17 protein-coding genes and 1 pseudogene are annotated in these 18,335 nt (G+C 30.2%); 5 read left to right on the top strand and 13 right to left on the bottom strand.

Annotated elements, in window-relative coordinates; genetic code table 11:
* The first annotated feature begins 1 nt into the window (after window position 1).
* Complete coding sequence (locus tag AJ932_RS07315) at window positions 2-1,495, top strand: hydrogenase small subunit (RefSeq protein WP_070278624.1); 1,494 nt, start codon at window positions 2-4, stop codon at window positions 1,493-1,495.
* Here the strand turns inward: AJ932_RS07315 and feoB are convergent.
* From feoB to AJ932_RS07280, 7 genes are all read right to left on the bottom strand, one after another.
* Entirely contained in the window at window positions 1,481-3,334 is a 1,854-nt protein-coding gene (gene feoB, locus AJ932_RS07310) for a ferrous iron transport protein B (RefSeq protein ID WP_070278623.1), read from the bottom strand. The two genes, AJ932_RS07315 and feoB, sit on opposite strands and share 15 nt — an antisense overlap.
* Window positions 3,331-3,555: a ferrous iron transport protein A gene (locus AJ932_RS07305; protein ID WP_002779147.1), complete on the bottom strand. Its 225-nt coding sequence runs from the start codon at window positions 3,553-3,555 to the stop codon at window positions 3,331-3,333. Before AJ932_RS07305 ends, feoB begins: the two co-directional genes overlap by 4 nt.
* 81 nt (window positions 3,556-3,636) lie before the next feature.
* The gene (locus AJ932_RS07300) at window positions 3,637-4,977 is read right to left on the bottom strand and encodes an MmgE/PrpD family protein (protein WP_002855354.1); all 1,341 of its coding nucleotides are present in this window, start codon (window positions 4,975-4,977) and stop codon (window positions 3,637-3,639) included.
* An 8-nt stretch (window positions 4,978-4,985) separates the two neighbouring features.
* Complete coding sequence (purB, locus tag AJ932_RS07295; RefSeq protein WP_070278621.1) at window positions 4,986-6,353, bottom strand: adenylosuccinate lyase; 1,368 nt, start codon at window positions 6,351-6,353, stop codon at window positions 4,986-4,988.
* 9 nt (window positions 6,354-6,362) lie between these two features.
* Entirely contained in the window at window positions 6,363-7,526 is a 1,164-nt protein-coding gene (locus tag AJ932_RS07290) for a trans-sulfuration enzyme family protein (protein WP_070278619.1), read from the bottom strand.
* Between the two features lie 12 nt (window positions 7,527-7,538).
* The gene (gene dcuC / locus AJ932_RS07285; protein ID WP_070278617.1) at window positions 7,539-8,978 is read right to left on the bottom strand and encodes a C4-dicarboxylate transporter DcuC; all 1,440 of its coding nucleotides are present in this window, start codon (window positions 8,976-8,978) and stop codon (window positions 7,539-7,541) included.
* A 3-nt stretch (window positions 8,979-8,981) separates the two neighbouring features.
* Window positions 8,982-9,344, bottom strand: a complete 363-nt coding sequence (locus tag AJ932_RS07280; RefSeq protein WP_070278616.1) for a RidA family protein — start codon at window positions 9,342-9,344, stop codon at window positions 8,982-8,984.
* A 167-nt stretch (window positions 9,345-9,511) separates the two neighbouring features.
* Here AJ932_RS07280 and AJ932_RS07275 point away from each other — a divergent pair, with 167 nt between their 5' ends.
* On the top strand, window positions 9,512-10,168 hold the full coding sequence (locus AJ932_RS07275; RefSeq protein WP_002859670.1) for a transcriptional regulator: 657 nt from the start codon (window positions 9,512-9,514) through the stop codon (window positions 10,166-10,168).
* Here AJ932_RS07275 and AJ932_RS07270 read toward each other — a convergent pair whose 3' ends face one another.
* Together AJ932_RS07270 and AJ932_RS07265 are read right to left on the bottom strand one after the other, a co-directional pair.
* The gene (locus tag AJ932_RS07270; RefSeq protein WP_070278614.1) at window positions 10,169-10,639 is read right to left on the bottom strand and encodes a Cj1386 family hemin-binding protein; all 471 of its coding nucleotides are present in this window, start codon (window positions 10,637-10,639) and stop codon (window positions 10,169-10,171) included. It abuts the gene before it with no gap.
* A gap of 56 nt (window positions 10,640-10,695) precedes the next feature.
* Complete coding sequence (locus AJ932_RS07265; RefSeq protein ID WP_002936345.1) at window positions 10,696-12,120, bottom strand: catalase; 1,425 nt, start codon at window positions 12,118-12,120, stop codon at window positions 10,696-10,698.
* Between the two features lie 170 nt (window positions 12,121-12,290).
* Here AJ932_RS07265 and AJ932_RS07260 point away from each other — a divergent pair, with 170 nt between their 5' ends.
* The 3 genes from AJ932_RS07260 to fldA are packed head-to-tail and all read left to right on the top strand — an operon-like array spanning window position 12,291 to window position 13,794.
* Entirely contained in the window at window positions 12,291-12,605 is a 315-nt protein-coding gene (locus tag AJ932_RS07260) for a DUF2325 domain-containing protein (RefSeq protein WP_002870622.1), read from the top strand.
* Window positions 12,606-12,607: 2 nt separating this feature from the next.
* Window positions 12,608-13,303 (top strand): hypothetical protein, encoded by a 696-nt coding sequence (locus AJ932_RS07255; RefSeq protein ID WP_070278612.1) that lies wholly within the window; start codon window positions 12,608-12,610, stop codon window positions 13,301-13,303.
* Window positions 13,303-13,794, top strand: coding sequence for a flavodoxin FldA (gene fldA / locus AJ932_RS07250; protein ID WP_002855629.1), 492 nt, complete (start codon window positions 13,303-13,305; stop codon window positions 13,792-13,794). The genes AJ932_RS07255 and fldA overlap by 1 nt, the downstream gene beginning before the upstream one ends.
* A gap of 44 nt (window positions 13,795-13,838) precedes the next feature.
* Here fldA and AJ932_RS10360 read toward each other — a convergent pair.
* The 4 genes and pseudogenes from AJ932_RS10360 to selA all read right to left on the bottom strand — a co-directional run bounded on the left by AJ932_RS10360 (window position 13,839) and on the right by selA (window position 18,259).
* Window positions 13,839-14,323, bottom strand: a pseudogene (locus AJ932_RS10360) (hypothetical protein).
* Window positions 14,324-14,375: 52 nt separating this feature from the next.
* The gene (locus tag AJ932_RS07240; protein WP_070278611.1) at window positions 14,376-15,086 is read right to left on the bottom strand and encodes a thioredoxin fold domain-containing protein; all 711 of its coding nucleotides are present in this window, start codon (window positions 15,084-15,086) and stop codon (window positions 14,376-14,378) included.
* Between the two features lie 48 nt (window positions 15,087-15,134).
* The gene (selB, locus tag AJ932_RS07235) at window positions 15,135-16,940 is read right to left on the bottom strand and encodes a selenocysteine-specific translation elongation factor (protein WP_070274869.1); all 1,806 of its coding nucleotides are present in this window, start codon (window positions 16,938-16,940) and stop codon (window positions 15,135-15,137) included.
* A complete protein-coding gene (gene selA, locus AJ932_RS07230) occupies window positions 16,937-18,259 on the bottom strand; it encodes an L-seryl-tRNA(Sec) selenium transferase (protein ID WP_070278609.1) in 1,323 nt (440 codons plus the stop codon). The genes selB and selA overlap by 4 nt, the downstream gene beginning before the upstream one ends.
* Window positions 18,260-18,335 lie beyond the last annotated feature (76 nt).

The following is an 18,335-nucleotide window of genomic DNA, read 5'->3' as shown; positions in this document are numbered from 1 at the left end:
AATGGCAAAGCTTAGCAATGAAGAATTAAAAAATATACTTGAAGATCGCATTAAAAAACTTGAGAATTCTACTTTAAAAGAGGACAAGGTTATCAATGAAGAAAGTGTAAAAATTCTTGCTAGGCATTTATCTTTAGGCAATGAAATTCCAGCTCTTGCTCAAAGATTTTTTCAAATCGCACCTAAAACAAAGTTAGTATGGCTTCATCTTTGTGAATGTACAGGGTGTAGCGAGAGTTTGTTGCGTTCTGAGTTGCCAAGTTTTGATGAGCTTATTTTTGATTTTTTTTCTTTAGAATATCATGAAACTTTAATGGCGGCAAATGGCACTAAGGCTGAAGAACTTTTAGAGCATGTTTTAGAAGAAGATTTTATTTTAGCGGTTGAAGGTGGTGTTGCAGCCATTGATACCTTTTTTCTTACTATAGGAGCACAAGGAGAGAGTGGCTATGAAATTTTAGAAAAACTAGCTGCTAAAGCCAAGGCTATCTTTGCAGTGGGTACTTGTTCAAGTTATGGTGGTATTCAGGCTGCTTATCCAAATCCTAGTAAAACCTGTGGTATTAGTGAAGTCTTAAGTCAAAAAGTAGTAAATATCCCAGGTTGTCCTCCAAGTGATGTAAATATCATTGCGACTTTAAGTTTTTTTGCTTTATTTGGAGTTTTGCCTGAACTTGATGAGCAAAATCGTCCTGTGTGGGCTTATGGTAAATGTTTGCATGATATGTGTGAAAGAAAGGCGAAATTTGAAAGTGGGATTTTTGCTGAACATTTTGACGATGAAGCTGCAAAGAATGGAGCTTGTTTATTTAAGATAGGTTGTAAAGGACCTTATACTTACAACAACTGCCCTAAAGTGAAATTTAATGCTAAAACTTCTTGGCCAGTGGCTGCAGGACATGGTTGTATAGCCTGTAGTGAGAAAAATTTTTGGGATGAGTTTGGAAATTATGAAAAGCCTATGGCAAATATTTTTTCTTACGCTAAACTTTGCAATGAAGAGTTAAAACAAGAATTTTTTCTAGAAGAGCAAATTAAAATTTTAGAACAAATAGATTTTGAATTTGAAAGCAATATAAAACTTATTTTACAAAATATAGCTAAAAATAAATTAGGTGCTTTGCTTGTAGAAAATTATAAAAAATCTTTTGAGAAAAACTATGCTTTTATAGAACAAAATTTTGATGAAAATTCGATGCCTTCAAAAGATTTTTGGAAATATCTTGAGATGAGTTTTATTTTAGTTAAAGGTGAGTTTTTAAAAGATAAGAATGATTTTTTAATTGCGGCAAAAAATTACGCTTTTAAACATGCAAGTCCTTATGATTTTAAGTTAAATATGAACGCTGAAAAACCAAAGCTTGATGTGAATAAATCTTTTCGTATGACTTTAATCTATCTTTGCGGCGGACTTGATTTTGAAGGTATTGCTTATAGCATTTTAAAAGCTTTTGAAGATAATATTACTAAAATTTCATCATTAAAAGCAAGTTAATTTAATAAAATTTTTAGCGATATGAAGTCCTATAAAAGCTACTATATAAGCACTTGTGCAGGTAAAAAGAAAGAGAAAGAGAGTGTATTTTAGCTTTCCACTTTCTTTTGAAAAAACTATAGTTGCTGCAAAGCAGGGATTATAAATCATTACAAATAAAATAAAAGCCACTGCACTTGGTATGGGTATGTTTTTAGCGATAATTCCTTTTAAATCATTATTTGTTTCATCTACATCTTTTCCTAGTGAATAAAGCACGCCCATAGTTGAGATCATCACTTCTTTAGCAGCCAAACCACTGATTAAAGATACGCTTAATTTCCAATCTAACTCAAGGGGTTTAAAAATAGGTTCTATGCCTTTGCCAAATTGTCCTAAATAACTTTGTTCTATAGCTCTTTCTTGAGCATTAAAATCATTTAAATTTTCTTCACTTTTTGGAAAATTGCTAGCAAACCATATGAGCAAAGAGGCCAAAAGTATGAAAGTTCCTGCTTTTTTAAGATACATTTTGGCTTTATTATAAACCATAAACCAAACTAAATGCCAATTTGGCATACGATATTTTGGCATTTCCATAACAAAAGGTTCATCAAGTCCACGAAATGCTGTCATTCTTAAAAATTTTGCAGCACAAAGTCCTAAAATCGCACCTAAAATATAAATTCCAAAAAGATAATTTCCTGCTTTTTCACTTGGAAAAAAAGCACCGATAAAAAGCACATATACAGGAAGTCTTGCCCCACAACTCATAAAATTGATCACAAAAAGAGTTAAAAGTCTATCTCTTTTGTTCTTAAGAGTGCGTGTAGCCATAAAAGCAGGTACCGAACAACCAAAACCAGTGATTAGCGGAATAAAACTTTTACCATGCAAACCAAATTTATGTAAAATCCCATCAAGTAAAAAAGCTACTCTTGACATATAGCCTGTGGTTTCTAAAAGAGCTATGCCTAAAAATAAAATTATTATATTAGGTAAAAAAAGTATCACAGCACCAACACCTGCGATAATCCCATCAGCCAAAGCTGAAGCGATAAAGGTATTAGAAATATTGTTTTTAACAAATTCACCTAAGGCATTAAAGCCTGATTCTATATAATCCATAGGAATTTGTCCTAAGCTAAAGGTGAGTTGAAATAAAAGCCACATTAAAAATAAAAATATAGGTAAGCCAAAGAATTTATGGATAAGTAAGGCATCGATTTTTTTGGTTAAATTTCTTTCTTCTTTTTTGTGTGTAATAATTTTTTTTGAAAGTTCATTAATAAAATATAATAAATCTTCTTTTTCCGGACTTTTTTCGCAAAGCGGAGTGTAAAATTGAGATCTTGGAATAAATTTACTTTCAAATAAAATAATAATTTTTTGCAGCAAAAGTTCTAAATTTTCTTTTGTTTTTGCTGAAATTTCAACAACTTGACTTTGAAATTCTTGGCTTAAAACAGAAGTGTCAAGCTCTATACCTTCTTTTTTGGCTTCATCGCACATATTTAAAGCTAAAAGCATTTTTTTATTAAGGCTTAAAAGTTCTGCACTAAGGATAAGATTGCGTTCTAAATTGGTGGCATCTAAAACATTAACAATAACATCATAGTCATTTTGATTTAAAAAATGACGTGTGATTTTTTCTTCTTCGCTATATCCATCTAAAGAATAAGTTCCTGGTAAATCAATGACTTCAAATTCATAGTTTTTGTAAAAAGTTTTTGCGCTTGCTTTTTCTATAGTAACTCCGCTAAAATTTCCTACTTTCATATTAGCTTTGCAAAGCGCATTAATAAGAAGACTTTTGCCTACATTAGGCTGACCTACAAGGGCTATTTTGATTTTTTTCATATAAGATTCACTTCTATGGTTTTAGCTTCATCAGATCTTAGGATAACACAACTTGTATCAAGTTCTACCATTATGGTGGCATTTTTTAAAGAGGAGTGAATTTTTTTCAAGTTTTTATTTTTAATAAATCCAAAGCTTAAAAGTCTATTTTTGAGTTCTTTGTGAGCGTTTAAATTGACAATAATAGCCTTTTGTCCATCTTTTAACTCGTTTAAAGTCATTGTAATTCCTAAATTAATAATAAATATTATAATAAAAAAGTGTAATGAAATTATCCTTCTTGTAAAAAGAAGGATAAATATTTAAAAAGAAAAGTGGTTTAAATTTTCTAGATTGATGATTTGATCTAGAATTTTGTTAGCTTTAGCATTATCAAGGTAAATTTGTGCATTGGCTAAAAATTTAGCTTTTAATTCTTCAAAACTTAGTGGATTATCAAAATTACCTTTATTGATAAAAACATCTTTTTGGATTATGTGTCCATCTTGCAAACTGGCTTCTAAATGCCCTGGAAAATATTTTGGAAAGCCTTGAGATTTCCTTTTTTCGTAACTGATTTTTTTAGCAAATTCTAGTACTTCTTCACGCTTTAAATTTTCATAAGAATTAAGAGTGATTTTGCCATCAAAGAATCCTAGAGCCATTAAAAAAGGCATGGAAAATTTAGCTTCATAAGCACTATTTGGAGTGTATTTTGCTTCCAAAGGATCACAGATAAAAGAAATAGGAACTTCATCTACAAAACAATGAATACTTTTAATTTCATCAGCTTTTAAACCATCATTTTTTAAAGCAATAGCACAATCAATAAGCCCATGAGCAAAATGACAACTTGGATAAGGCTTGATTGAAACTTGCATAGTTTGCCAAATTTCTCCTAAGGCTTTGTTAAGTTCTGTTTTATCGCATTCTTCTTCTATGCCAAAACATTTAAAGATATTATCCCTACCTTCAAAAATACTCAAAGGTCCACTCATATTGTTTTTAGCAAAATGAGCTACCATAATGCCGTTTTTAATAGCATTGGCAATATGTAAAACTTTTGAATTAGATCCATTGGATAAAAACTCATTAACCCCACTTGCAAAACTTCCTGCAAGTCCTAAAGCATTGATGATTTGTTCTTTGTTAAGATCTAGTAAGATTGCACTTGCACTCACGCTTCCAAAAATTCCTGCAATAGCAGTAGTATGAAAACCACGCTTATGAAAAGTACCTTTGCTTGCAATGCCTACTCTAGCTGCAATTTCCCAGCCTATTATAAAAGCTTTGATGATTTTTTTCGCATCTTTGCTAACATGAAAACCATAACTTAAACAAAGTGGAGTTAAAATCGCACTTGCATGCAAAATCGCTTCTGTATGCGTATCGTCAAAATCTAACGCATGAGAAGCAATGCCATCTAGCATGGCTGCGTATATAGGATCTAATTTTTGATCATTTATCCAAATAGGAGTATTTTTTTCTGTGCTTAAATTTTCAAAAGCTTTAAAAGCATTTAAAACACATTCTTCTTTGCTTGCTGCTATAGCTGTTCCAAGGCTATCAAGCATAAGCTCTTTAGCCCTTTGAACAACTGCATTAGGGATATTTTCATATTTAAGATTGAAAATAAAATCCGCTAAAATTTCACTATAGAACATGATTTTTCCTATTTTAAGATAGCGCTATTTTTGATTTTTGCCAAAAATTCATCTATAAGTTTTGGTGCATATCCTACATAGGTTGTTGCATCAAGCAAAGCATCGATTTCTTTTTCTTTCAATACTTTAGATACTCTTTTATCTGCAAGTAAAACTTCTTTAAAAGTTTTTTGTTTTTCTATACCTAGCATAGCATTTTCATAAACAATTTCATGGGCATGTTGTTTTCCATAATGATCGCTTAATGCAAACATAACACGCTCTGCTAAAACAAAACCATTAAGAGTATTTAAATTTTTAAGCATTTTATCTTTTTTTACTTCTAAATCGCTAAGAGCGAATTTCATGTTTGCTAAAACCACAGAAAGCATTAAAAACATTTCAGGTAAAAGCTTCCATTCCATTTTCCAAACTTGACCATCTCTTTCATGTTCATGTCTTTCAATATCACTTAAAATGGCTAAATTTGCTTTAAAAGCATTGCTTACTGTAACTGCATTTTCGCTTACTGCAGGATTTCTTTTGTGTGGCATAGTGCTTGATCCTACTTGTCCTTTGCCAAAAGGTTCAGCAACTTCATCAATTTCATTATGCGAAAGGATTAAAATTTCATGAGCGATTTTGTTAAAGGTTGCGTTGATATTACCTAGTACAAAACCAAGTTCTATAAAGCGATCACGTGCGCTCTGCCAAGAAATATTAGGCACATCAAGTCCTAAATTTTCTAAAGTGAGTTTTTCTACCTCATTACACTCATCACTTAAACTTGCTTTAGTTCCTACAGCGCCTACTATACTACCTACATAAAGTCTTTTTTCAAGTTCAAGTATTCTTTCAAAATGACGCTCAAGTTCGCTTAACCAAATAGCCACTTTATGTCCAAAAGTAATAGGCAAAGCTTGAAGTGCCAAAGTTCTTCCCATCATAGCAGTATTTTTATGGGTTTTAGCTAGTTTTGCTAGGGCTTTTGCGATAGCTTTTAATTCGCTTTTTATAAGAGTCATTGCTTCTTTAAATTGTAAAACCAGTCCTGTATCGATGATATCTTGAGTGGTTACTCCAAAATGTACATATTCGCCTAAATTATTATCGCAAGCTTTTTCCAATCCTCTTACAGTAGGAACTAAAGGGTGTTTGGTCTTTTTAAATTCAGCAAAGATAAAGTCCATATCCATAAATTTATAATGAGCTTTTTTTGCGATCTCATCAGCTGCTTTTTTAGGGATAATTTTAAGTTTTGCTTGTGCTTTTGCTAAAGCTGCTTCAACATCGAGCCATTTTTGTATGCGGTTTTGTTCGCAAAAAATAGCACGCATTTCCTGCGTGCTCCATGAGTCTGCTAGTAATCTATGATCAAATACGCTAATTCCTGTCATCTTATCTCCTTATTTTTTAATACTATCAAAAGCTTGTGTTAAATCAGCAATTAAATCTTTAGTATCTTCAAGACCTATATGAAATCTTACAAATGGCCCTCTTGCGCTTAGGTCTGTTGCGGTTCTAGGCGGAGTAGTTACGGTGGCTAAGCTTTCATATCCACCCCAGCTAGCACCAATTGAAAAGTATTCTAGTTTATCTATAAATTTAATAGCATCCTCTTTGCTATAACCTTCTGCAAATTCTATGGTAATCATACCATTTGCACCTTTATGATCACGCATGAAAATTTCATGATTTGAGTGGGATTTGAGTTTTGGATAGAAAATTGTTTTAATTTCTTTTCTGTTTTGTAAAAACCCTACAATTTCATCAGCACTTTTTTCATGAGCTTTCATTCTCACATCTAGTGTTCTCATACCACGAAGTACTAAGTAAGCATCATCAGGACTTGTTGTAAAGCCTAAAGCTTCTGGAAGTTTGTCAAAATTTTTCCATTCTTTTTCGTTGATTACTACTATACCCATGGTTACATCAGAGTGTCCGCTAAGATATTTTGTAGCGGCGATAACTGAAATATCCACTCCAAGTTCTAAAGGATTTAGAAAATATCCACTAGAATAAGTATTATCAATGGCTACAGGGATATTATGCGCATGGGCAATTTTGCAAAGTTTTGGTAAATCTATGATTTCATAAAGTATAGAACCTGGACTTTCGCATAAGATAAGCTTGGTATTAGGTTTGATTTTTTCTTCTACATCACTTGCATCAGCTTTTAAAAAATTAATTTCAACACCTATTTTTTCTAAAAATAATTCGCAAATCGTTCTTACAGGCCCATAAATTGCATCAGTAATTAAAAAATGTGCATCTTTGCTTGCATAGTTTAAAAGCACCATAGCTAATGCTGCAAGTCCTGTTGGGAAAAGTTGTGCTCTATAGCCACCCTCTAGAGTGCAAATAAGTTTTTCAAGTTCAAAATTAGTTGTTGTTCCTCTAGCTCCATAACTTAAAACACGATCTGTTTTTCTTAATTCTCTATATTTTTGCCAAGTTGCGTGATCTTTAAAAAGTATGGTTGATGCACGCATAAGCGTAGGATTAACTGATCTTACTTCAGCGCCTTGATCACCTCTGCCACAATGAATAAGTTTAGTTTTTGAGTTCATTTTTTCTCCTTTTTAAAGATAAATATAAGTCATAATAACATTTACAATAGCCGCTACAAGCATAGGAATAGCTGTTCTTTTAACCACGGCAAAAGGACTTACTTTTGCAATAGCTGAGATAGCTAAGATTGCTGGCGCAATAGGACTAACACATCTTCCAAAGCCCGTCATGATTTGAATTGGTGCTATCATGGTGATAGTTTCAACTCCAAAGTGTTTTGCTATATTTGGGATAAGTGGAGCAAAGCTAAAAAATGCTGCATTTCCTGAACCCATTAAGAAAGCACAAACTGCAAGCAAGATTGAAACGGCGATAATAATAGCCAAAACTCCAAATCCTGCATTTTTGCAAAATTCTATTAAAGTATCTACAAAGCCTACAGATAAAAGACCACTTGCAAATACTTGACCACAAACGATGAGTGAAACTGTGATAACAAATAAATGTCCCATTCCTTTAAAGAAAATCATAATAGAATTAAGAGTTTCTACTATGCTTTTATAGCGTATCATTTCAAAAATAATAGCCACAAAAGTTGAAATCACCATTGCTACTGGAACATTCATTTTAATTGCGGTACTAGCAGCTGCTTTGACTTCTTCAGCACTATTTATTCCCATTAAAACCAAGATGCTATCGAGTACTGAACTAAATCCTAGGATTAAAACCAAAGGAATTATAGGTAAAATCGCATAAATTCTAGGAGGTTTTTTAAGTTCTTTTTCTTTGCCTTCATTTTCATTTAGTTCTTTTTCAATTTCTTGTGTATTGAAGACAAAATTATCTTTTTTGTCAAAAAATTTATTGCAAAGATATATTGCAATACCTACAGCTATAATGATAGGTAAAGTCGTAGGGAGTTGATAATGAACAAAATAAATTGCAGGATCAACTTCAGCTACTTTTGACGCCATGATCACATTTCCACTCCCAGGTCCATGATCGATATATTGACAAATAGCAATCACGCTTAAGGCAGAAAGCTTTGAAACACCAGAGCGTACAAGTATAGGATACATAGTAACCATAAGTAAAAGTGCCAAGCCTGCGTGAGAAGGGATAAAAAGAACTAAAAATTGCACGATAAAATAAGCAACTATGAGTAAAACATAAGGAGATTTTACAGCTTTTAAAGGTTTTTCAAAAACTTTAAAAAGTGCATAAGAAGCCCCTACATGATCCATATAAGCAGAAAAACCTGCTATAGTCATAAGTGTAAGTCCAAGCCCTGCTAATGTACTTGACATGGTTTGATTAAAAACTTGAAAAATATCAAAAAAACCTAAATTTAAAGAATCTTTGGTAACAATGTGTGGAGAAAGTCCAAAAATAGCAGCTAAGGAAAGTAAAAGTAAACCACTTAAAAGCAATGCCATGTGAGCATTGATTTTTTTATAAAGCATAAAAACAAGTAAAAAAATGCTAAATAGAGATAAAACAATACCTAGCATATTTTAGCCTTTTTGAGCGATAATCTCTATCTCTACTTTAGCTTTTTTTGGCAGATCTTTTACCGCAAAAGCACTTCTTGCTGGATAAGGATCTTTAAAAAATTCAGCATAAATTTCATTAAATGCTATAAAATCATTAATATCAGCTAAAAAGCAAGTGGTTTTAATCACTTTATCATAACTGATACCATTTTCTTCTAAAATAGCACCGATATTTTTCAAAGATTGTTTGGTTTGTTCTTTGATATCAGAACTTTCTATTTCTCCTGAAATAGGGTTGATAGGAAGTTGTCCTGATATAAATAAAAGTCCATTTGCTTCTCTGTAAGCTGAGTATGGACCAATAGCTTTTGGATAGTTTGACATGAATTCTCCTTTGTTGAATATAGATTAAGCAGAGTGAATTTTATCACTACAATAATAACTTGTCAATAGTTTATTATTATAATAATAAAATTTTATTTTTTAAGAAATGTTTTAAAGTATAAAGAGTAGAATTTAATATTATATTAATTTTTATTGAAGGCGGTTTTATGGATGAGGGACAAAAACAACAATTTATAAAGTTGACATATTTTTTAGGAGAAGTCCTAGGTGAGCAATATGAGATAGTGTTTCATGTAATTACTGAAGATGGAGCTTATATTGCGGCAATTGCTAATAATCACATTAGTGGGAGAAGTTTAGATTCCCCCTTGACTGCTTTTGCAAGTGAGCTTATGCAAAATAAAAAATATTTAGAAAAAGATTTTTTATGTGATTATAAGGCTCTTGTTGGAAAATCAAAATTAATTAGAGGATCTACTTTTTTTATTAAAAATCATGATAAATTAGTAGGTATTTTGTGTATCAATCATGATACTAGCATTATGAGAGATTTAATATGCAAGATGATTGATTTAGAAAAAATTGGAGATATGGGTGATATTTTAGGAAATATTAGTTTTTCTCAAAATGATTCAAGCATAGAAACATTAAGTCACTCGATAGAGGATATTTTAGTTCAAAGTGTAGATTCTAGTTATTTAAATTCTGATTATCAATTAAGTATTACTCAAAAAGAAGAAATTGCTGAAAAGCTATATGAAAAAGGTATTTTTAATATAAAAGGAGCGGTTCCTATCGTAGCAAAATTTTTAAAAATTTCAGAACCTAGTGTTTATAGGTATCTGAAGAAATTTAAAAAATAACTAAAATTTTTTGATAAATTTTAGTATTTTTAGGCTCATTTTCTTTAAAAAATTATTTTTAGATTTTTTGAGTAAAAATTCTGCCACATCTTTGCGTCCAAACATAATAGCAAAAGTATAAGGTGTCATTCCTAAACTATTGTTTTCGTCAATATTTGCTCCATATTTAACTAAAAGTTCACACATAGGTAAGTATCCTTTAAAACAAACTCCCGCTAATGGGGTTTGTCCACGATCGTTTTTTTCATCTACTTTTGCACCTTTTTCTAAAAGCATTTTAGCGCTTTCATAAGAATTATTATAAGCTGCAAGCATAAGCAAGCTATCGCCTTTATGAGTTTTTAAATTTACATTTAAACCTGCTTCTATCATGATTTTAAGATTTTCATATTCATTATTTCTTGCAAAATTAAAAGCCATTTTACAAAGCTCTTCAAATCTTTTTTCTTCTTCTAAACTAAGAGTTATCATTGTTTTTCCTTAATTATTATAATCTTTAGTTTGCCACCAAAAGTGGCAAGTAAAAATTATTTTTCTAAAGCTTTTTTAATTCCTTTTGCATAATCAGGTGAAATTTTTTCAAAATGTTCTAAAGCTCTAGTGATAATTTTTTCATCAACTCCCTCCATAGAAGCGGCAATATTATGAAAAAGTTGAGTTTTTTGATCATCATTCATAAGATTAAATAAAGCTCTTGGTTGAGTATAAAAGTCATTATCTAGTGGAGCATATCTTTGTGCTACGCCTTCTAAGACTAAATCAGGTTCAAGATAGCTTTTGTCTTCTTTTGGGCTATTATCATAGCTGTTTGGTTCATAATAAGCAGCATCATTTTTATAACTATCAAAATTCATAGCACCAGCGACATTGTAAGTATTCACTTCGCTTTTTGCACGATTTACTGGTAAAAGATGATAATTAGTTCCTATTCTATATCTTTGTGCATCAGGATATGAAAAAATTCTGGCTTGCAACATTTTATCAGGGCTAAAGCCAATTCCAGGAACGATATTGCTTGGACTAAAGGCAGCTTGTTCAACTTCATTAAAATAATTTTGAGGATTTTTGTTTAGAATCATTTCGCCTATATCCATCAAAGGTACAAGACTATGAGGCCAAATTTTTGTTAAATCAAAAGGATTAAATCCAAGCTTTTCTATATCTTTTTCAGCAAGAATTTGAACTTGAACTTTCCATTTTGGAAAATCTTTATTTTCTATAGCATTATAGAGATCTCTTTGATGACTTTCCCTATCCTTTGCTATAAGCTCTGCAGCTTCTTGGTTGGTAAGATTTTTAATCCCTTGTTGGGTTTTAAAATGGAATTTCACCCAAAATCTTTCATTTTTATCATTAATAAAACTATAAGTATGGCTTCCAAATCCATGCATATGACGATAACTTGCAGGAATTCCTCTATCACTCATAAGAATGGTTACTTGATGTAAGCTTTCAGGACATAAACTCCAAAAATCCCAAGCAGCATTATTGCTTCTTAAATGTGTTCTTGGATCTCTTTTTTGAGTATGGATGAAATCAGGGAATTTATAAGCATCACGGATGAAGAATGTCGGAGTGTTATTTCCTACCAAGTCCCAGTTTCCTTCTTTGGTGTAAAATTTAATAGCAAAACCTCTCACATCGCGTTCAGCATCTGCTGCACCTGCTTCACCTGCTACTGTTGAAAAGCGTAAAAATAATGGAGTAACTTCGCCTTTTTGAAAAATTTTAGCTTTGGTATAAGCACTTAAGTCTGCCGTAATTTTTATTTCGCCATAAGCTCCACTTCCCTTAGCATGAACGGTTCTTTCTGGAATTCTTTCTCTATTTTGATGAGCAAGTTTTTCAAGTAAAAGATAATCTTGCATAAGTAAAGGTCCTTTTGCGCCTGCGCTTAATGAATTTTGGTTATCGGCTATAATGTTTCCAAAATCGTTAGTCAATTTTTTCATTGTTTTCTCCTAAATAATAAAATTTATTAATTAGTAAATTATATCTATTAAAAATTAAAATTAACTGAATAATTGCATTTTATTAATAATAAATTTCAAAATAAATTTAGTTTTTTTATATTATAATAATAATTATCAAAATATATTTTAAAAATCACAAAGGAGAATTTATGTCAGTTTTGGTTATTGGTGCAGATGAAATCACTCCTATTAGAGCTGTTTTACATGATTTAGGTGCTAAAAAAATAGAACACTGGGATGCGCGTAATGAAAATAGAGTTAATCGCAAGCCGATTCCTTGTGATACAGAATGTATAGTAATGTTAACAAGCTTTTTAAATCATAATACTATGAAAAAAATCAAAAGTGAAGCTAAAAAGCGTAAAATTCCATTAGTTTGTGCAAAAAGAAGTGTAAGTTGTGTGTATTGTGAATATTGTAAAATTTTTAATCTTAATAAAGAATTTTCTTGCTATAAAGGTTAAAGATGTTATTTGGATTTGATGATAAGCGAGAATTTATACCGCAAATTTATCGCTATTTAAACAATCAAGAGCTTATGTTGACTTTTTTAACTCAATATAATGCGAGCGTTGATAGCACTCTAAAAATTCCTCTTTCATATGCAAAAAATACCAAGAGTTTAAAAATGATATTTGGAAATTTTTTACATGATATAATGCATGTTTCATTTGGTAAGATTCAAAATATAAATATCAAGCTTAATGTATACGCTTTTTACTTTCAAAAAAGAAAAAGCTTGATTTTTAATACTAAAATATCTAAGAATGTCGATCTTTTAAGACTTTTAAGAATTTATCTTTATGGCATTTGTTTTGATGCGCAAATTTTATTTAGCTCTTATGTTTATGATAAGGTTTCTTTTCAAAATAATGGAAAAAATATAGATCAAGATGGTGATATTATTATAATAGATAAGAAATTTGCAATTTTACCACTTTGCAAAGAGATTAATACACATAATTTAAAAATTGAAAATGAAATTCATGGATTATTGAATTTAGTAAAAGAAAACAATTTTGAAAAATTTTATATTGTTTGTCCGCGTAACAAAAATTTCACACATTTTATTGAAATAAAACATTTTTTGTGTGATTTAAACAAAACTATGTTAAAATTAGTTCCGTATAAAATATCAAATCAAATTATAAGGAGAAAATAATGTCAGTAGCAGTAATCTATGGTAGTGCTATGGGAAATACAGAAGGAGCGGCTAATACAATTGCTTCAAAACTTGGAATTAGCGATGTTTTTAATATCTCAGATATTGATGCGGCTAAAATGAATTCTTACGATAAATTAATTTGTGGAACTTCAACTTGGGGAAGTGGTGATTTACAAGATGATTGGGATGGTTTTGATTTTTCAGGGCTTAGTCTTGGTGGAAAAACTGTAGCTGTATTTGGTATGGGTGATAGTGAAAGTTATTCTGACACTTTTTGTGGTGGCATGGGTAAATTAGCTCAAAATTTAAAAGATGCAGGTGCAAATTTGGTAGGAGAAGTTTCAACTGATGGTTATACATTTGAAGCAAGCGATGCGGTTGTAGATGGTAAATTTGTTGGACTTGCTCTTGACAATGATAATCAAGAAGATCAAACTGAATCAAGAATTGATGCTTGGGTAGAACAAATCAAACCTTATTTTGCTTAATAATTCTTAAAATCAAGAGTTTTTATACTCTTGATTGTCTTTTCTTAAAAATAAAAAAAACTCACTATTTGATTTATAATTTTATTTTCTAAAGATAATTGACAGCGTTCTTTATTTCCAAGATAAGCTGTTCTTGCAAGAAGACTTGTTTTTTGAGAATTGTAATTTTTAGAGTTGATTTGTAAATTAACTTGCATAGTATAGTAGTTTTCTACCATCCATTCTCCATCACTTTCGAAAGGATCAAAATCGTAAAAAAATCTTGCTGAAGTTGTGATTTTTTGAGCATAAGAACGCTTTTTCATATCTACAAGATTATTAAAATTTCATAATCTGCATTCTCTTTTACTTCTTTTAAGCCTAAATTTTTAAGTTTTAAAGCCAAATCTCTATCCAAAGTAGTTCGAAGTTGGCTAGGATTTTGAAAGGAAATTTTAAAACTTTGTTGTTTTTGCGATCTGATAAAAATGCCTTCATTGCTTGTTTGAATAAAGCTTTGCATGAAAGTTGCATTGGTGCAAGCACTCATAAAGAGTGCTATAAAAAAGCTTAAAATTAAAGCAAATTTTTAGACATTAGGTTTATTTAATAATAGTTGGAGTAGCACTAAGACCTAATGAACGATATTTTTCATATAAGGAAAAAACTTCTTTTAATTTTGCATCACTTACTTTTGGATAATTTTTGATATTTGCATCGTAGTATTTGTTTAAAATTGCGATTTTTTCTTTATCATTTTTTGCTTTTTTTGCTTCTTTGTAGATTAGAGCGGATTTTTCAAAAGCAGATTTTCCATGTACTGGAGTTAAAATATAATTAACTTGATAGTTTTTAAGTTCATCATCAATTTGAGCTAAATGTTCTCTACAATAAGGGCATTCAGGATCCGAAAAAACATAAATTGCAGGTTTATTTTTATCTCCCAAAGCTATTACCATGGTTTCTTTTTGTGCTACAGCTTTAGCATTTTTTGTAAAATTTTCTCTTGCTTCTTGAAATTTTTTCATTTCATATTCTTGAGCATAAGAAATTCCCGTTTTCAAGTCGATAAGATCAGGGGTAATAAGACTATCTTTTGTAAAAAGAATGTTTTCTTGTTTTTGTCCATTTAATTCAACGCTTACAATAACACTTTCAAAACCCGTATTACCAACCTTTTGACGATTTGATACGCTAACGGTAGCATTTGGAAATTGTGCTTTAATGCTTTTTGAATAAAAATCACTAATTTCTGAATTACTTGCAGCAAACAAAGATGCTGAACAGGCAAGAATTAAACTTAATTTTTTCATAGTTTATAAATCCTTTAAATAAATTATGTTTAATTCTATAATGATTTTCTAAATGTTTGTTAAAAATCTTTTTTCAGCTTCTTTACTTACTTGAGGAAATTTGTCTAAGTATTCTAAATAAGCAATAGCATATTTTCTTGAAAGATTAAAATATTCTTTCATACTTTGCACATCAAGACTTTGATTTTTTAATAAATTTAAACATTCTTGCATAAGTTTTTCAAGAGCTTGTTTTTCTATAAAAAGATTGTGTGAAAGTCTTACAACCAAGCCTTTTTGGGTAAGTTTTTTGAGTATATTATCTCCGCTTTTTCTATCAAGTTCTAAAAAATCATAAAGATTATAAGGAGCTTCGGGTTTAATACCTTGTTTTTTTAAAATTTCATACATTTGGTTATTGTTTTTTTCTTGAAGTTTTTCAAAATCTATACCTTTTTTAAAATAAATTCCATTTTGAAAATCCAATAAATTTGACATTTCTTTGAGCCCAAGTTCGCAAAAATTTTCACTTGCCCAAGTAATCCTTAAGGCTAAAGAATGTGCTGAAAGCATGGCATAAGGATTTTTTTCAAGTATGAATTTGATGAAATTTTTAATTTCTTCTAGACTTTGTAAATGATATACATTAAGATTTTTTTCATCGACAAATACTTGATTTAATTCTTTTGCTAATTTCAATGCTTTTTGATGAGAGAGTTTAAATCTTTGATAACTTGAAAGCAAGCCAAAGCCATATTTGTGTGCGTCTTTTAAGAAAGAAAAGGCTGCTTTAAAATCTTTATTTTTCAAAAACATTAAAAATTTATTTTTTTGTTCTTTTTTTAAAGGTTCGCTTAAAGGATTTAAAACCCTACCACCGCCTATAACACGATTGTTTTGTAATAAAATAAAAGCCTCATCAAAACTTAAAAATACATTTTTATCAAAACTAAAATGCACAAAAAATTCATCATTTTCTAGTTTTTTTAATATATTTATTTTGCATTCTATTTGTCTTGAACCCACGCAAAAAATCATTTTGCTATTTTGTAAATTTTTTGCTTTAACTAAAGCATCGCATTCTTTAAAGGCTTTAAAATAACCTTTTTTACTTAGCAAATAACCTTTTTTCAACTCTTTATAATCACAATTTAAACTTAAAGCCACACGGTTACAAGCTTTGATTTGCTCTAAATTAGTATCGTGGTTTTGTATATTTTTAACAATGAGTTCTTTTTGAGTGTCTAAACAGATGATTTTTTCATTTAAAGTAATACTTCCTTCATTAAGACTGCCTGTAACGACAGTTCCTATGCCTTTTAGAGAAAAAACTCTATCGATATAATAATGAAAAATCAGTTCTTCATCGTTTTCTTTGTTTTCTATGGTATAAAGATAATTTTTTAATTCTTCTATGCCTTGATTATTTTTTATACTGGTGTGAAATACTTTTAAAATGGGATAATCTAAATTTTTTAACTCTTCTAAAATTTCTACACTTTTTTGCTCTATATTTTCACAAAGATCACATTTGCTAAGCACTAAAATGATATTTTTAATATCAAGAATTTTTAAAATTTCTAAATGTTCTAAACTTTGTTCTTTTAAACCCTCGTTAATATCTATGACAAATAAACAAACACTAAAGCCAAAAGCTCCACTTACCATAGTTTTAACCAAATCTTTATGCCCTGGAACATCGATAAAAGAAATGTTTTTATCTTTTAATTTAAGATTTGAAAAACTTAAATTAATGGTGATTTGTCTTTCTTGTTCTTCTTTTAAGCTATCGCCTTCAAAACCATTTAAAGCTTTAATGAGTGAAGTTTTTCCATGATCAATATGTCCTGCGGTTCCTATAATAACAGATTTCATAAGTTTTCCATTTGATTGATTGTAAGAATAAGTTTTTGAAGTTCATTTTCTTGTATAGTTCTAAAATCAAGAACAAATTCATCATTTTCAATGCGTCCTATGATATTTTCTTTTCTAAATCGAGTTTGTAGTTTTAAAGCATCTCCTTGAAAAGTTAGTATATAAGTATTTAAACTTTTATCAGGCATAGAACCTCCTCCTACTAAACTTTTGCTTTTTTTAAGCTGGGTTTGAAAATTTAATTCTTTTTGCACTCTTAAAGCTTTTTTTTCTATAAAGGATAAGTCATCATTTAAAAGTTTTAAGGTAATAATTTTTTCATAATCTTTTTGCAAATAAGCTTTTAAGCTTTCGTTTAAAAAAGATAGAGTTAATTTATCCACTCTTAGCATTCTTAAAAGTTGATTTTGTTTAAGCTTTTCTATGAGTTCTTTTTTTCCAAGTATAATGCCCGCTTGCACACTACCAAAAAGTTTATCTCCACTAAAACTTAAAATATCACATTCTTGCACGAGTTTTTTGATTTTAGGTTCATTTTTAATCAGTTTTTCGTTTAAATTTTCACACCAGCCAGAACCTAGATCATAATAACTCAAAAGCCCTTTTTCTTTTGCTAGTTCATGTAGATCTTTTATATTTACTTCACTGTGAAAACCCATAAGAGAGAAATTAGACTTGTGGGTTTTTAAAATTAGAGCGGTATTTTCACTGATAGCTTGTTCATAGTCTTTTAAGTGTGTTTTGTTGCTAGTTCCAACTTCGCAAAGCTTTACACCTGCAGCTTTTATTACTTCAGGCACGCGAAAACTGCCACCAATTTCTACAAGTTCTCCTCTTGAGCTTATGACTTCTTTATCATAACAAAGAGAATTAAGTACTAAAAAAACTGCCGCAGCGTTGTTATTGACTACTAAAGCATCTTCGCATTCAAAAAGCATTTTAAGTTTTTCTAGCACCAAAGCATAGCGAGAGCCTCTTTTTCCATTTTCTAAATCAAACTCTACATTAGAATAATTACAAATGATATCTTTACACGCTTCATAAAATTCTTCATGGATTACACTTCTGCCAAGGTTTGTGTGTATAACGACTCCGCTTGCATTAATCACACTTTGTAAGTCTTTGCGGTAAAAAGTTTTGATTTCTTTTTTGATTTCTAAAAGTAGTTTATCTTTAGAAATTTCATCTTGGGAAAAATTTTCTTTTAGTTTTGCGACAACTTTTTTACAAAAAAATGCTTTGATATAAAAAGGATAGGATTTTAAACTCTCATCTTCAATAAGAGTGTTAATCTGCGGAAAAGTTCTAAATTTGTTCATCTTAAGCCTTAAGAAAATATTTGGTTATTTTAACATAGAATTTATAAAATGATGTTTTAAAGAGATTAAGGAAGAC

The organism is Campylobacter sp. BCW_6873, from assembly GCF_001762365.1.
GTDB lineage: Bacteria > Campylobacterota > Campylobacteria > Campylobacterales > Campylobacteraceae > Campylobacter_D > Campylobacter_D jejuni.
Note: the sequence above shows the minus strand (reverse complement) of the source record. Positions and strands in the feature narration are given on the sequence as shown.